This window comes from Kocuria sp. ZOR0020 (assembly GCF_000800955.1).
Lineage (GTDB): Bacteria > Actinomycetota > Actinomycetes > Actinomycetales > Micrococcaceae > Kocuria > Kocuria subflava.
In genome coordinates this window covers 1-13366 of the sequence record NZ_JROX01000015.1, presented here as the reverse complement: position 1 = coordinate 13366, position 13366 = coordinate 1, and the positions used below count along the sequence as shown (strand labels likewise).

General features: G+C 63.5%; 13 protein-coding genes. 12 read left to right on the top strand and 1 reads right to left on the bottom strand.

What is annotated here, in order from left to right; all coding sequences use genetic code 11:
• A partial coding sequence (locus L979_RS01250) for an NAD(P)-dependent oxidoreductase (RefSeq protein WP_047688277.1) occupies positions 1-747 on the bottom strand: 747 nt, incomplete at its 3' end.
• 212 nt (positions 748-959) lie between these two features.
• On the opposite strand from L979_RS01250, the gene L979_RS01245 reads away from it, so the two are divergent.
• The 12 genes from L979_RS01245 to atpD form a co-directional block, all read left to right on the top strand.
• Positions 960-2825, top strand: a complete 1866-nt coding sequence (locus L979_RS01245; protein WP_156125283.1) for a glycosyltransferase — start codon at positions 960-962, stop codon at positions 2823-2825.
• A 149-nt stretch (positions 2826-2974) separates the two neighbouring features.
• A complete protein-coding gene (locus L979_RS01240; RefSeq protein WP_081993522.1) occupies positions 2975-5062 on the top strand; it encodes a nucleoside-diphosphate sugar epimerase/dehydratase in 2088 nt (695 codons plus the stop codon).
• Entirely contained in the window at positions 5059-6168 is a 1110-nt protein-coding gene (locus L979_RS01235) for a glycosyltransferase family 4 protein (RefSeq protein WP_081993520.1), read from the top strand. Before L979_RS01240 ends, L979_RS01235 begins: the two co-directional genes overlap by 4 nt.
• Positions 6165-6647: a hypothetical protein gene (locus L979_RS01230; protein WP_156125282.1), complete on the top strand. Its 483-nt coding sequence runs from the start codon at positions 6165-6167 to the stop codon at positions 6645-6647. The genes L979_RS01235 and L979_RS01230 overlap by 4 nt, the downstream gene beginning before the upstream one ends.
• The gene (locus tag L979_RS01225) at positions 6644-7006 is read left to right on the top strand and encodes a hypothetical protein (protein WP_189587271.1); all 363 of its coding nucleotides are present in this window, start codon (positions 6644-6646) and stop codon (positions 7004-7006) included. Before L979_RS01230 ends, L979_RS01225 begins: the two co-directional genes overlap by 4 nt.
• Before the next feature lie 106 nt (positions 7007-7112).
• Positions 7113-7850 (top strand): F0F1 ATP synthase subunit A, encoded by a 738-nt coding sequence (atpB, locus tag L979_RS01220; protein ID WP_052209304.1) that lies wholly within the window; start codon positions 7113-7115, stop codon positions 7848-7850.
• Positions 7851-7983: 133 nt separating this feature from the next.
• Positions 7984-8190 (top strand): ATP synthase subunit C, encoded by a 207-nt coding sequence (locus L979_RS01215; protein WP_047688260.1) that lies wholly within the window; start codon positions 7984-7986, stop codon positions 8188-8190.
• Between the two features lie 56 nt (positions 8191-8246).
• The gene (locus tag L979_RS01210; protein ID WP_047688259.1) at positions 8247-8792 is read left to right on the top strand and encodes a F0F1 ATP synthase subunit B; all 546 of its coding nucleotides are present in this window, start codon (positions 8247-8249) and stop codon (positions 8790-8792) included.
• Positions 8789-9604 (top strand): F0F1 ATP synthase subunit delta, encoded by an 816-nt coding sequence (locus L979_RS01205; RefSeq protein WP_052209303.1) that lies wholly within the window; start codon positions 8789-8791, stop codon positions 9602-9604. The genes L979_RS01210 and L979_RS01205 overlap by 4 nt, the downstream gene beginning before the upstream one ends.
• Before the next feature lie 106 nt (positions 9605-9710).
• Positions 9711-11357, top strand: coding sequence for a F0F1 ATP synthase subunit alpha (gene atpA / locus L979_RS01200; RefSeq protein WP_047688258.1), 1647 nt, complete (start codon positions 9711-9713; stop codon positions 11355-11357).
• 73 nt (positions 11358-11430) lie between these two features.
• The gene (locus L979_RS01195; RefSeq protein ID WP_047688256.1) at positions 11431-12342 is read left to right on the top strand and encodes a F0F1 ATP synthase subunit gamma; all 912 of its coding nucleotides are present in this window, start codon (positions 11431-11433) and stop codon (positions 12340-12342) included.
• 64 nt (positions 12343-12406) lie between these two features.
• Positions 12407-13366 (top strand): F0F1 ATP synthase subunit beta (gene atpD / locus L979_RS01190; RefSeq protein WP_047688254.1); only part of this gene is annotated, 960 nt, incomplete at its 3' end.

Sequence of the window (13366 nt, the reverse complement as noted above, 5' to 3'; positions counted from 1 at the left end):
GTGGCGGCGGCCGGCGTCGCGCAGAAGGGAAGCTGCCGTGGCACCTTCCCAGGGCAGCAGCACGATCTGGGGCACGGAATCCTTGTGGGTACCCACGGTGACCGTGAACTCAGCCAAGGCATCAATGGAGGTCACCGGCGTGTGAGCGCTGCCATCGCCGGCCACCGAACACAGCGGGGAAGATGCAAAGGCAGCCAAGCGCTTGGTGGTGCCGCGGGTCGGACCCTGGACGGATGTGGCACGCAGAATCACCAGTTCGGGGCGTGCAGGTCGGTCCTCGCGAGCGGCCATGCGCTGCAGCGCGGATTCGCCCAAGGCCTTGGAGAACGAATACGGGGAGAAGGGAGAAGTCCGCGCAGACTCGTCCAGATACGGGGTCTTGCCTTGAACCGCGGCCGAGCTGATGTGCACCACACGTTTGACTCCGGTGCGCTCAGCTGCCGCCAGGATCAACACGGGAAGCATGGCGTTGGCGCCCACCAGGGCATCCTGATCGGTGCCGTCAGGTGTGGCGATACCCGCGGCGTTGACCACAACATCTGCTCCGGCAAAGGAGTCGGCCAGATAGTCGATCACGGACTCCAGGTCCTTGGCCCGGCCCAGCAGATGATGTACGGTTCGGGCGCCGCTGGAGAGCCTGGGAGCCGATACAGCTTGGACGGTGTGACCCTGCGCTCGCAGTTGCCGGGTCACCGCGGAACCCACGAACCCCGTGGATCCCACCACACGCCATGCTCTGGACGTCACAGACCTTCTCCTCTCGGTCGGGCTGGGCAAATGCAGATGCCCACCGCAACATCGTACAGAGAACCAGATGACGTGAACCTCAAGAAGGCGCCCATGACCGGGTGCTAATCTCAGCAGTTCCGACTCTGCATGACGCATCAGGTACCCGTGTGCCCGTTGCAGGGCCGATCGGAGGATGATCTTCTCAAGGGACAACTGGATGGGGCGTGGTCGTGAGGCCTGAACCGCGGGTGACTGCCGTTGTGGTCAGTTACAACCGACGCACATTGTTGGAATCCACCTTGCGCGGAATCCTGGCAGGTTCCATGGTGCCACAGACCGTTGTTGTGGTGGACAACGCCTCCACGGACGATTCGGTGCCCTTCATCAAGGCATTCGCTGCAGAGCACGCCGCCACAGGATCTGAAACCACCATTGAACTGGTGGAGTTGAACCGCAACGTGGGCGGGGCCGGCGGGTTCACCGTGGGTATCGACCGGGCCGCCAACCAGTTGCAGGCTGATCTGATCTGGGTCATGGATGACGACACCGAACCCTTGAGAGAAACCCTGAGTGCTGCTGTCCACGCCTGGCGGTCGTATGACCCCAAGGGGGCACGCCGCCCGGCTTTTGTGGCCAGCACCGTGTTGTGGACCGATGGCTCGGAACACCCCATGAACTCCATGATCGAACGCATTGGAGCGGGTCCGGGACGCAAGCAGCGTGCGGCGGCTGTGGGTGGGCGCAGCATCCGATCGGGATCATTTGTTTCCTTGCTCATGGACGGGGATGCCGTCCGGGCTTCGGGTCTGCCCATTGCCGATTACTTCATCTGGAATGACGACTTCGAGTTCTCCACGCGCCTTGCCCGCTGGTCTGATGCCATCCAAGTACCGGCTTCCACCGTCATGCACCACACCAAGCAGCCGGGCAACACGGATGCCGACCCCGGTCCCCGGTTCTACAACGACGTCCGCAACAAGCTGTGGGTCTTCACCCGTTCCGCATCCCTGGCTCCTTGGGAGAAGGTGCTCTATGGGGGTGCCACTGCACGGCTGTGGCTGCGCACCCTCAAGTCTTCACAGGACCGTCGCACTCTTGCGGGGCGTTTCTTGACCGGCGTCCGTGACGCACTGCGCCCGCCGCGCAGCAATGCCGAGGTGCTGGACCAGCTGTGGACTCTCACCCGGGACCAGCAGAGCGCGGATCCCGTGCCTGCCGTGTTGCCGGAAGGCACCGCGTTCTCGCTGTTGATGCCGGTCTATCACGGGGACACTCCGGAGAGGTTTTACCGGGCCTTGATCTCCTCCACCTTGGAACAGGCCAGGCCCCCGGCCCAGGTGGTGATTGTGCGTGACGGGCCGGTTGCCCCGGAGCTACAGCAGGAACTGGAGACACTCACCCGGCGACTGGAACAGGCCAACCCGCCGATCGCCGTCGTCCGACTGGATCTGGAGACCAATGCAGGCCTCACCCATGCGCTGCGGCTGGGTTTGAGGCAATGCCGTCACAACATCGTGGCGCGCGCCGATGCCGATGACGTCTCCTACCCGCATCGCTTTGCCCGTCAGCTGCCGCTGATCGAGGCCGGTGCCGATGTGGTGGGTGCTGGCATGAATGAAATCGGCGACGACGAATCCCGGGTCTTGGCACGCCGTGAGGCACCTGTTGGCGCGCATGAGATCCGGCGTATTGCCAAACTGCGTAATCCGGTGTCACATCCCACCGTTGTGATGCGCAGGGATGCAGTCAACGGCGCGGGCGGTTACGAGTACGTGCCGTTGGCGGAGGACTACTGGTTGTGGGTCCGACTGCTCAAAGCCGGGGCGGACATCAGAAACATCGCCGAGCCCCTGGTGGGTTACCGGGTTTCCGGTGGGGCCTATCAGCGCCGCGGGGGACTGGCGGTTTTCCAGGCAGAGATGCAGTTGCAGGCCCGGTTGCGGGGCAGCGGCTACCTGAATTTCCTAGAATGGGCACGCAATGTGGTGGTCCGTGGCGGGTATCGCTTTGTCCCACGGGCTGCGCGCACACGTGCTTACCGCAACATGGTCAGTGGCTACCCCAACTCCGTCGGCGGCGATTCAACAACCGCTTGAGGGCATACCCGCCCCGGAGAGCAGCCACCGACCTGCGTTCGGACGGCAGGCATCTGAAGCGCTTGGATCTGCAAGATCCACATCTTGGCCCACACGGGTGACATGATTTGTGATCATGTCTGAAACCCTGTTCACGGAAGGACCCCCGCATGACGACTCCGCACGGACGTGACTCTGCGGGTCCTGCCACCGGGTCCCAACCGCAGGTGAGATCCGGCACCACCTCGGCTCGTGGTGGTTCGGAGTCCGAACGTCCCACCGCCTGGTTGTGGATCCAGATGATGCTGGACTCCGTGGCCTGGATCGCGGCCATGGGCGTTGCCTTGGTGCTGCGTTATGAACTGAGCATCCAGTTCATCAACGTTTCCAGCCTCCTGGCAGCGTGCCTGATTGCCGTGGTGGCTCAGATTGCCGTGGGCTATTCATTTGCCCTGTATCGCGGGCGTTATTCCTACGGCAGTTTTGATGAAGGCAAGCTGTTGATCGTGGTCACCTTGATCGTGACCGCCATTTTGCAGATCGTGCTGTTGGTGGCCGGCAGCACCATCGGCATTCCACGGTCCGTGGCCCTGATCGCCTTCCCGTTCGCAGCACTGTTCATGGCGGCCTTCCGCTACCTCAAGCGGATGTACCAGGAGTCCACCTCCAAACCACAGGCCAACGCGCAGCATGTGGTCATCTACGGCGCAGGTCAGTCCGGGACCTTCATTGTGCAGCGCATGATGCAGGACCCGGATTCGGAGTACCTGCCGGTGGCCCTGCTGGACGATGACCCCTCCAAGAAGCACCTACGAGTCTCCTCGGTCCCGGTCCTGGGCACCATTGCAGATGCTCCCGCAGTCCTTGCGCAGACCCGTTCCAGCATCTTGCTGGTGGCGCAGTCCAATGCCTCCTCCAAACTGATGCAGCGGGTGTCCGACGTCGTTGCCGGCACCAACACCCGCGTGATGACTGTGCCTCCGGTGCGGGACATGCTGACGGGATCGGGCACCAGCGTGGACATCCGGGACATCAGCCTGGAGGATCTGATCGGCCGGATACCGGTCGACATCGACGCCGCCGGCATTGCCGACTACATCACGGGCAAACGCGTGTTGGTGACCGGTGCCGGCGGTTCGATCGGGTCCGAACTGTGCAGGCAGCTGCTGGCCTTCGACCCGGCCGAGCTGATGATGTTGGACCGGGACGAAACCAATCTGCAGGCCACCCAGATCTCCATCACGGGCCGGGGACTGTTGGACGGCCAGGACACTGTGCTGGCAGACATCCGCGACGCCCAGAACCTGGCCACCATTTTTGAACGACGACGCCCCCAGGTGGTCTTCCACGCAGCCGCCCTCAAGCACGTCTCCCTGCTGGAGACCTATCCGGACGAGGCTTGGAAGACCAATGTCCTGGGAACGTTGAACGTCTTGGCGGCAGCCCGCGCAGCCGACGTCGATGTTTTTGTGAACGTGTCCACGGACAAGGCCGCCAATCCCACCACTGCGCTGGGGCATTCCAAGCGGGTGGCGGAGAAGCTGACGGCGTGGATGGCGCGCGAAACCGGCAAGCGTTACGCCTCGGTCCGGTTCGGCAATGTCTTTGGTTCCCGTGGCTCCATGCTGCCGCTGTTCACGGAGCAGATCCGCCAGGGCGGCCCCATCACGGTCACGCACGAGGACGCCACCCGATACTTCATGACCATCCCGGAGGCCTGTCAGCTGGTGGTGCAGGCAGGGGCCATTGCCAGTGGTGGTGAGGTGCTGATCCTGGACATGGGGGAGCCGGTTCGCATTCTGGATGTGGCCAAGCGGCTGCGTTCGCTCTCCGGTCAGGAAGGGATCGAGATCGTGATCACCGGGCTTCGGCCGGGGGAGAAGCTGCACGAGGACCTGATCGGCATGGACGAGTCCGATGCCCGGCCGTTCCACCCCAAGATCTCCCACGCCCAGGTGCGAGCCTTGAGCCCGTCCAACCTTGATCGCCACGTCTGGAAAGAACGCGGTGGGATGACCCTGACGGGCGCCATTCCCGTGGTGGGACCCTCCACGCAGCCCGCCCTGACCCAGTTCCATGGTGCGCGGGAGATTCCCAAGCGGCAGCAGGGCGGCGGATCAACCGCGAGCAAGGGGCAGGGGCCAGGGGAGCACCGCGCGGTTCAGCGGCCTGATGACCAAGAGGCTACGGACCAGGGGACCAGCGGCCACGGTACCTCGAGGCACCGGGCCGAGAATGCGGAGGGCCAGGCGTCATGACAGACGGACCCAGCGTTCTTTCCGTGGACCCGGGATCCATCCCCACAGTGGAGGAGCTCCAGCACCTGCTGGTCTTGGCAGTGACTTTCGGGGCCGCCGCCCTGGTGCTCAGCGTTGCGCTGCCTTTTGTGGTCAAGCCGCTGCTGACGCGTTGGGGGGTGGTGGACATCCCCAACGAACGTTCCTCACACACCCGCACCGTGATCCGCGGCATGGGTCTGGCGGTGGCCGGTTCGGTCATCACGGTCCAGGCCGCGGGACTGGCCACGGGTGCGGTCTACACGGACCGGTCCGTTGCTCTGATCGTGCTGGCCGGAACAGCGGCTTGCGCTGCACTGGGGTGGGCCGAAGACTTCAAGGGTGTCTCCGTACGTGTCCGACTCCTGATTCAGGCTCTGGTGGGTGGGGTGTGCTCAGCCCTCCTGATCTGGACCCTGGAGACCAGCCTGCTGTGGTGGGTGGTGTGCACCGGGGCCGTGGTGGTTTACGTCAACGTGGCCAACTTCATGGACGGCATCAACGGGATTTCCGGGCTGCACGGACTGGTGGTCGGTCTGCTCTACGCCTGGGCCGGAGCCTCCAATGACCTGACCTGGATGATAATTGCCGGTCTGGTGGTGGCCTTTGCCTTTGCCGGGTTCCTGCCCTGGAACCTCAGCCGCGGGGCAGTGTTTCTGGGGGATGTTGGGTCCTATCTGTTGGGCGGATCCATCATCTTGATAGCGGTGGCGGCATTTCTGGCCGGGGTGTACGTGGAGTACCTTCTGCCGCCGCTCTCCGTCTACCTGGCGGACACCTCTTGGACCCTGCTGCGACGATACCGAGCGGGGGAGGCCTGGTGGCGGCCGCATCGCCAGCACGCCTATCAGCGTCTGACAGACGTGGGTCTGACCCACGTCCAGTCCTCGGCGGTGGTGGCACTGACCACGGTGTTGGTCTCCGTGGTTTCCCTTCTGGGCCTGCAGCTCACGGGTGTGGCCGTGCTGTTGGCTGGGATCCTGGTCATCCTGATTCTGGTGCTGTACCTGGCACTGCCATGGCTGCTGGGCCGTGCACGACGCCGCACCGTGGTCTCCGGTGACAACCCCCAGGCATCCGCGGCATGAGCCGGTCGCACACCGGGCGAAAAATGTTGCCGGGCAATGTTTGGGCCAGGATGCTGCGGGTGTCCCTGCTGCTGGGGGTGACCGTGGCAGCTGTAGTGCTCGGCACTGCGTGGTTGGTGGACGGATCGGCCGCTGCAGCAAGCGTGGCGGTGGGTACCGCGGTGGTGGTGTTTGTTTTTGCGGTGTCCCTGGTGGCTCTGTGGTGGGCCTCCCGGTACCCACCGGCACTGGCGGCCATGGTCATGTTGATTCTTTACGTGGGTCTGGTGTTCGCTGGGGCCATCATCCTGTTCGCCGCGCCTGCGCCGCAGGGCCTTGAAGCTCCCTGGGTGGGTGCTGCCACGGTGGGGCAGCTGTGCGCTTGGCTCACCGGTGTGGCCTACGCGGCACGCCGCACTCGTCTCCCCATTTTCGACGTCCAGGCCACAGCCAGGGCGTCCAAGAGCACATCCGAGACAGCAAAGGATCAGATGTCATGAGTTCTGCCCACAACCCGCAGCCCAGGTCATCCGAAACTGATGCGATCCCCACGGGTGAGAACCCGCAGACTGGGCGGCGCAGACGCAGTTTGAGCACTGTGGGAGAGCTGGTGGAAGCCGGTGGAAACCGCGGCGCGCTGGGGATCTTGGCCTACCTGGTGATTGGGACGGCCTTCTGGAGTCTGGTAGGGTTCCTGCTGGATTACCTGGTGGGGACGCAGTGGCTTGTCCTGCTCGGAGCGGGCGTCGGCCTTGCAGCCGGGGTGACCCTCGCCTACCTCCACCTGCAAGCCGGACTGGGAACCAATGATGGTTCAGCAGCCGGTGATGACGCCCGAAACCGCCCCGCAGACAAATGATCATGGCCTTGAGTCGTGACTGCGCGGATGGAAGCAGAAAGGACCGCCATTGATCGTCGCCCCAGTTCTTGAGGGACAAGGCTTCCAGGCTCCCAGCGTTTCGGACATGCACCTCCCGCCGTTCTTCGAGATCGGCTCCTTCGAATTCGCCAAGCACACGGTGCTGATCTTCCTGTCGGTCATTCTGATCGTGGGCTTCTTCATGTGGGCCATTCGCAAGCAAGCGCTGGTTCCCTCCAAGGGCCAGTACCTGGGTGAAGTCGGCTACGGATTCGTGCGCAACTCCTTGGGCCGCGACATCATCGGTGAGAAGGAGTTCCGGCCCTGGCTGCCGCTGCTGTTCAGCTTCTTCTTCTTCATCCTGGTCAACAACCTGTTCGGGTCCATCCCCGTTCTGCAGTTGCCCACGTTGTCCCACCCCGGCTCGGCCTACGTCTTGGCCATCATTGCTTACGTTGCCTGGGTCGGTGTCGGCGTCAAGCGTCATGGTCTTGGGCACTTCATGGCCAAGATGACCATGCCGCCGGACGTTCCCAAGGTGCTCTACGTCTTCCTGATCCCGATCGAGTTCATCTCCAACTTGATCATCCGTCCGGTCACCCACGCGCTGCGTGTGTTCGCCACCATGTTCGCGGGTCACATGGCCATCATGGTTGCTGCCTCCCTCTTGGGCTTCTTGATCACCGATGTCGGTGGCATCGGCGGCATCCTCGGTGGTGCTGGCGCACTGTTTCTGGGCATCTTCATTTACTTTCTGGAGATCCTGATCCAGGTCCTGCAGGCCTACATCTTCACCCTGCTGTTCGCCGTCTACGTTGACGGTGCCCTGCAGGAAGGCCACTGACCCCTCGGCCCCACGGCCCCACTAGTTTTGGTCCGGTGCAAGCTGGATCGACCTACGGAGAACTTCTCCGAAACGTCAACCGCCATTCGTGGCACACCGCCCGCACAGGGCAGTACGAAAGGAAACACCAAGAATGGACATCACCGGTTCCCTCTCCGTCATCGGTTACGGTCTCGCAGCCATCGGCGGTGGCATCGGCGTGGGTCTGATCTTCGCCGCCTACATGCAGGCCGTGTCCCGTCAGCCCGAGACCCAGCGCATCATCCAGCCCATGCTGTTCATGGGCTTTGCCGTGGTCGAGGCCCTGGCCATCCTGGGCTTCGTGCTGGCTCTGCTCTGATCTTTCCTCACGGGAAGGTCGGACCAGGTCAGTCATAGAGAACAGGAAAACCGTCCATGACCACAAACATCATGGCAGCCAGCGAAAACCCGCTGTTCCCCAACGGCTGGGAAATGCTGATCACCACGATCGGCTTCGCCTTGCTGCTGTTCGCCGCGATCAAGTGGATCGTGCCCATGTTCGAGCGCACCTACGCGGAGCGCACGGAAGCGATCGAGGGTGGCCTGGCCAAGGCCGAAGCTGCGCAGGCAGAAGCGGACAAGGCCCGTGACGAGTACAACCAGCAGCTGGAATCCGCTCGCCTCGAAGCCCAGAGGATCCGCGAGGAGGCTCGCACCGAAGGCGAGAAGATCCTGGCTGACTTCAAGGACCGCGCCAACGTGGAGTCGGCTCGCATCACCGAGAACGCTCACACCGCAATCGCTGCTGAGCGCACTGCCGCTGTGGCGTCCTTGCGCAATGAGGTCGGCACCTTGGCCATCCAGCTGTCCTCCAAGATCGTGGGGGAGTCCCTGTCCGACGACGACCGTTCGCGGCGCGTGGTGGACCGGTTCCTCTCCGACCTTGAGCAGACTCCGACCGATGCAGGTGCACAAGCGTGACGGCCGCAGGATCCGACGGAAACCAGGTCAACCTGTCACGCGTGCTCGAGCGCTGGACCGGCTCGGCTCAGCCGCACCTGGCTCGTGACGTGTTCGGGATCGCTGCCGTGCTCGACGAGCAGGGCAGCCTCCGCCGGGCCCTGACCGATCCGGCTCACTCCGATGATCAGCGCGTGGCCCTGGCCTGGCGGATCTTCGAAGGACACACCTCCCGCGAAGCCTGCGAGGTGCTTGAGGCTCTGGTGCGTCAGCGCTGGAGCGGTGAAGGTGGTCTGGCCGACGGACTGGAAGCAGCTGGCGTTCTCTTGGCCGGTTCGGCTGCTGAGAACCGTGCAGGTGCCCAGGGCTTGGACAACGTCGTGGACGATGTCCTCTTCGCCCAGGCGCTGTTGGACTCCGATGCTGAACTGCAGCGGGCGTTCACGGATGCACGAGCCTCCAATGAAGCCAAGCTGCGCCTTCTGGACCGCATTGCTCCCTCGTTGAGTGAAGAAGGCCGCTTGCTGGTGGAGCAGGCCGTGACCAACCCACGCGGTGCCTCGCCGCAGAGGTTGTTGGGCACATTTGCAGACCACTTGGCAGCCCAGCGGGATCGTTGGATCGCCCGTGTGGTCACTCCGGTCGAGCTGGATCAGAACCAGGTGGAGCGCTTGTGTTCCTCTCTGGGACGGATCTACGGCCGGGATCTGAAAGTTGTCACGGACCTGAACCGCTCCTTGGTGGGCGGATTGCGCATCACCGTGGGTGATGAAGTGATTGACGGTTCAGTGGCAACTCGCCTCAACGAACTGCAGCTCAAGCTCGGAGCCTGAGCCACCACAGCACCGGACACGCGGGGCGGCACAGCCCCCAGAGTCCACCAGACGAATGAGTTGGTCATCGGCACGATGATCACCGACCAGGAAGCAGGGACACGAGATGGCCGAAGTGACCATCAATGCCGATGAGGTCCGTAGCGCGCTACAAGAGTTTGCAGCCTCCTACGACCCCGGTAACACCGAACGCAAGGAAGTTGGCCGCGTCATTTCCGCTGCCGACGGGATCGCCCGCGTGGAGGGCCTGCCCTCCGTGATGGCCAACGAGCTGCTCCGTTTTGAGAACGGCGTGCTCGGTCTGGCACAGGACCTGGACACCCGCGACCTCGGCGTCGTGGTTCTGGGTGACTTCCAGGAGATCGAAGAAGGCCAGACCGTCGAGCGCACCGGTGAGATCCTCTCCGTGCCCGTCGGTGATGGCTTCCTGGGCCGTGTCGTGGACACCCTGGGGCAGCCGATCGACGACCTCGGCCCCATTGAGGCCGAAGGCCGCCGTGCGCTGGAGCTGCAGGCACCGGGCGTGACCATGCGTAAGTCGGTTCACGAGCCGCTGCAGACCGGTCTGAAGGCGATCGACGCCATGATCCCGATCGGCCGTGGCCAGCGTCAGCTGATCATTGGCGACCGCCAGACCGGTAAGACCGCGATCGCTGTGGACACCATCCTGAACCAGCGTTCCAACTGGGAGACCGGGGATCCGCAGAAGCAGGTTCGCTGCATCTACGTGGCCATCGGTCAGAAGGCCTCCACCATTGCCTCCGTGCGCAAGACGCTTGAGGACAACGGCGCCTTGGAGTACACCACCATCGTGGCTGCCTCCGCCTCCGACTCGGCCGGTGTGAAGTACCTGGCCCCCTACGCCGGTTCGGCCATCGGCCAGCACTGGATGTACGGCGGCAAGCACGTGCTGATCATCTTTGATGACCTCTCCAAGCAGGCAGAGGCCTACCGCGCCACCTCCTTGCTGCTGCGCCGTCCTCCGGGACGTGAGGCCTACCCGGGTGACGTGTTCTACCTGCACTCCCGCCTGCTGGAGCGTTGCGCCAAGCTCTCCGATGATCTTGGCGCCGGCTCCATGACCGGTTTGCCGATCGTGGAGACCAAGGCCAACGACGTCTCGGCCTTCATCCCGACCAACGTGATCTCCATCACCGACGGTCAGATCTTCCTGCAGTCGGATCTGTTCAACGCTGACCAGCGCCCCGCCGTTGACGTGGGCATCTCCGTGTCCCGCGTGGGTGGTGCCGCTCAGATCAAGGCCATGAAAAAGGTCTCCGGCACGCTGAAGCTGGAACTGGCTTCCTACCGGTCCATGCAGGCGTTCGCCATGTTCGCCTCCGACCTGGATGCCGCTTCCCGTCAGCAGCTGACCCGCGGTGCTCGTCTGACCGAGCTGCTGCGTCAGAAGCAGTACAACCCGTACGCGGTCGAGGAACAGGTTGTCTCCATCTGGGCCGGCACCAAGGGCCACCTGGATGACATCGAGGTTGCTGACGTCCTGGACTTCGAGGCCGCTCTGCTGGACCAGGTGCGCCGGACCACCAACGTGATGGACTCGATCGCCTCCACCGGCAAGCTCGAGGACGACACTGTGGACGCCCTGGAAACCGCCGTTGCTGAGGTCAAGCGCGACTTCCGCGGCCACAACCGGGACAACCACGCACCGGGCCATGAAGAGCACCAGGCGCTGGATTCGGGCGATGTCGCCCAGGAACAGCTGTCCACCGGTGGCTCCTCCGCCAGCCGCTGAGCGATCCGCGAATCGTGAAGTCTCCGTCCGGGTGCCCTGAACCGGCACCCGGACGGTAACGAAAGGAAGCTACATGGGAGCGCAGATCCGGGTTTACCGGAACAAGATCTCCTCCACGGAGTCGATGAAGAAGATCTTCAAGGCCATGGAGATGATCGCGACTTCGCGCATCAACAAGGCCCGGCAGAGGATCAACTCGGCCTCGCCGTACGCCAACGCACTGACCCGTCTTCTGTCACAGGTTGTCACTCAGACCTCCGGGGACCACCCGTTCCTGCGCAGTTCGGATGACGTGCGTCGCTCCGCCGTCGTCGTCTTCAGCTCCGACCGAGGACTGGCCGGTTCCTACTCGGCCAACGTCCTCAAGAAGGCCGAAGGCCTGCTGGAGATGCTGCACGGAGACGGCCGCGAGGTGAAGATCTACCTGGTGGGCCGTAAGGCCAAGCAGTACTTCGACTTCCGTGGTCGTGAGTACGACGCATTCTGGGAAGGCGAGACCGACAACGCCAGCAGCGATCGTGCCCACGAAATCGCTGATGTGCTCCTGGAAGCCTTCACCAAGGACCACCAGGACGGCGGGATCGACGAGATCCACCTGGTCTACACGCGTTTTCACTCCATGGTGACCCAGGAACCCAAGGTGCTGCGCCTGCTGCCCCTTGAGGTCGTGGACGCCAACGCCCTGGGTGATGACATCACCAAGGGTTACGGGGAGATCGAAACCAACTCCCAGGAGTTCGAGTTCGAGCCCAACGCTGAAGAGTTCCTGGACAAGGCACTGCCGCGTTACTTCCGGGCCCGGATCTACTCTTGCCTGTGCCAGGCTGCCGCCTCCGAACTGGCCTCACGTCAGCGCGCCATGAAGTCGGCCGGTGACAACGCGGATGACCTGATCCGCAAGTACACCCGCTTGATGAACAACGCGCGTCAGGCTGAGGTCACCACCGAGCTGACGGAAATCGTGTCGGCTTCCGAGGCCCTCTGACCCAGGTATTGCGCGGACAGCGCCCCATCCACACCCGCCACCCACGAAAAGTGAAGTGAGAGACATGACTGCCACCATCAACGAGCAGCAGGCAACCCAGCCTGCCGCTGGTGCCATTGGCCGCGTCGCGCGCGTCAAGGGTTCCGTTGTGGACATCGAGTTCCCCGAGAACCAGATGCCCGACATCTACAACGCTCTGACCACCGAGCTGAACTTCGAGGGCGAGCAGAAGACCATCTACCTGGAGACCGCCCAGCACCTGGGTGACAACCTGGTGCGTGCGATCTCCCTGCAGCTCACCGATGGTCTGGTTCGCGGCACCGAGGTCCAGGACACCGGCGCTCCGATCTCCGTTCCAGTCGGCGACGTCGTCAAGGGCCACATCTTCAACGTTGTGGGTGAGGCCCTGGACGTGGACACCGAGCAGCTGGAGATCAAGGACCGCTGGCCGATCCACCGCACCGCTCCCGGCTTTGCGGAGCTGGAGGGCTCCACGGAGATGCTGGAGACCGGCATCAAGTCCATCGACCTTCTGACCCCCTACATCAAGGGCGGAAAGATCGGTCTGTTCGGTGGCGCCGGCGTGGGCAAGACCGTCCTGATCCAGGAGATGATCACCCGTGTGGCCCGTAACTTCGGCGGTACGTCCGTGTTCGCAGGGGTGGGTGAGCGTACCCGTGAGGGCAACGACCTCTGGGTGGAAATGGAAGAGGCCGGCGTGCTCAAGGACACCGCGTTGGTGTTCGGCCAGATGGATGAGCCGCCTGGCACGCGTCTGCGCATCGCCCTGACCGGTCTGACCATGGCGGAGTACTTCCGCGACGTCCAGAACCAGGACGTGCTGCTGTTCATCGACAACATCTTCCGCTTCACCCAGGCCGGTTCCGAGGTTTCGACGCTGCTGGGCCGTATCCCCTCGGCCGTGGGCTACCAGCCAACCCTGGCGGATGAGATGGGTGTGCTCCAGGAGCGCATCACCTCCACCCGTGGCCACTCGATCACCTCCATGCAGGCGATCTACGTG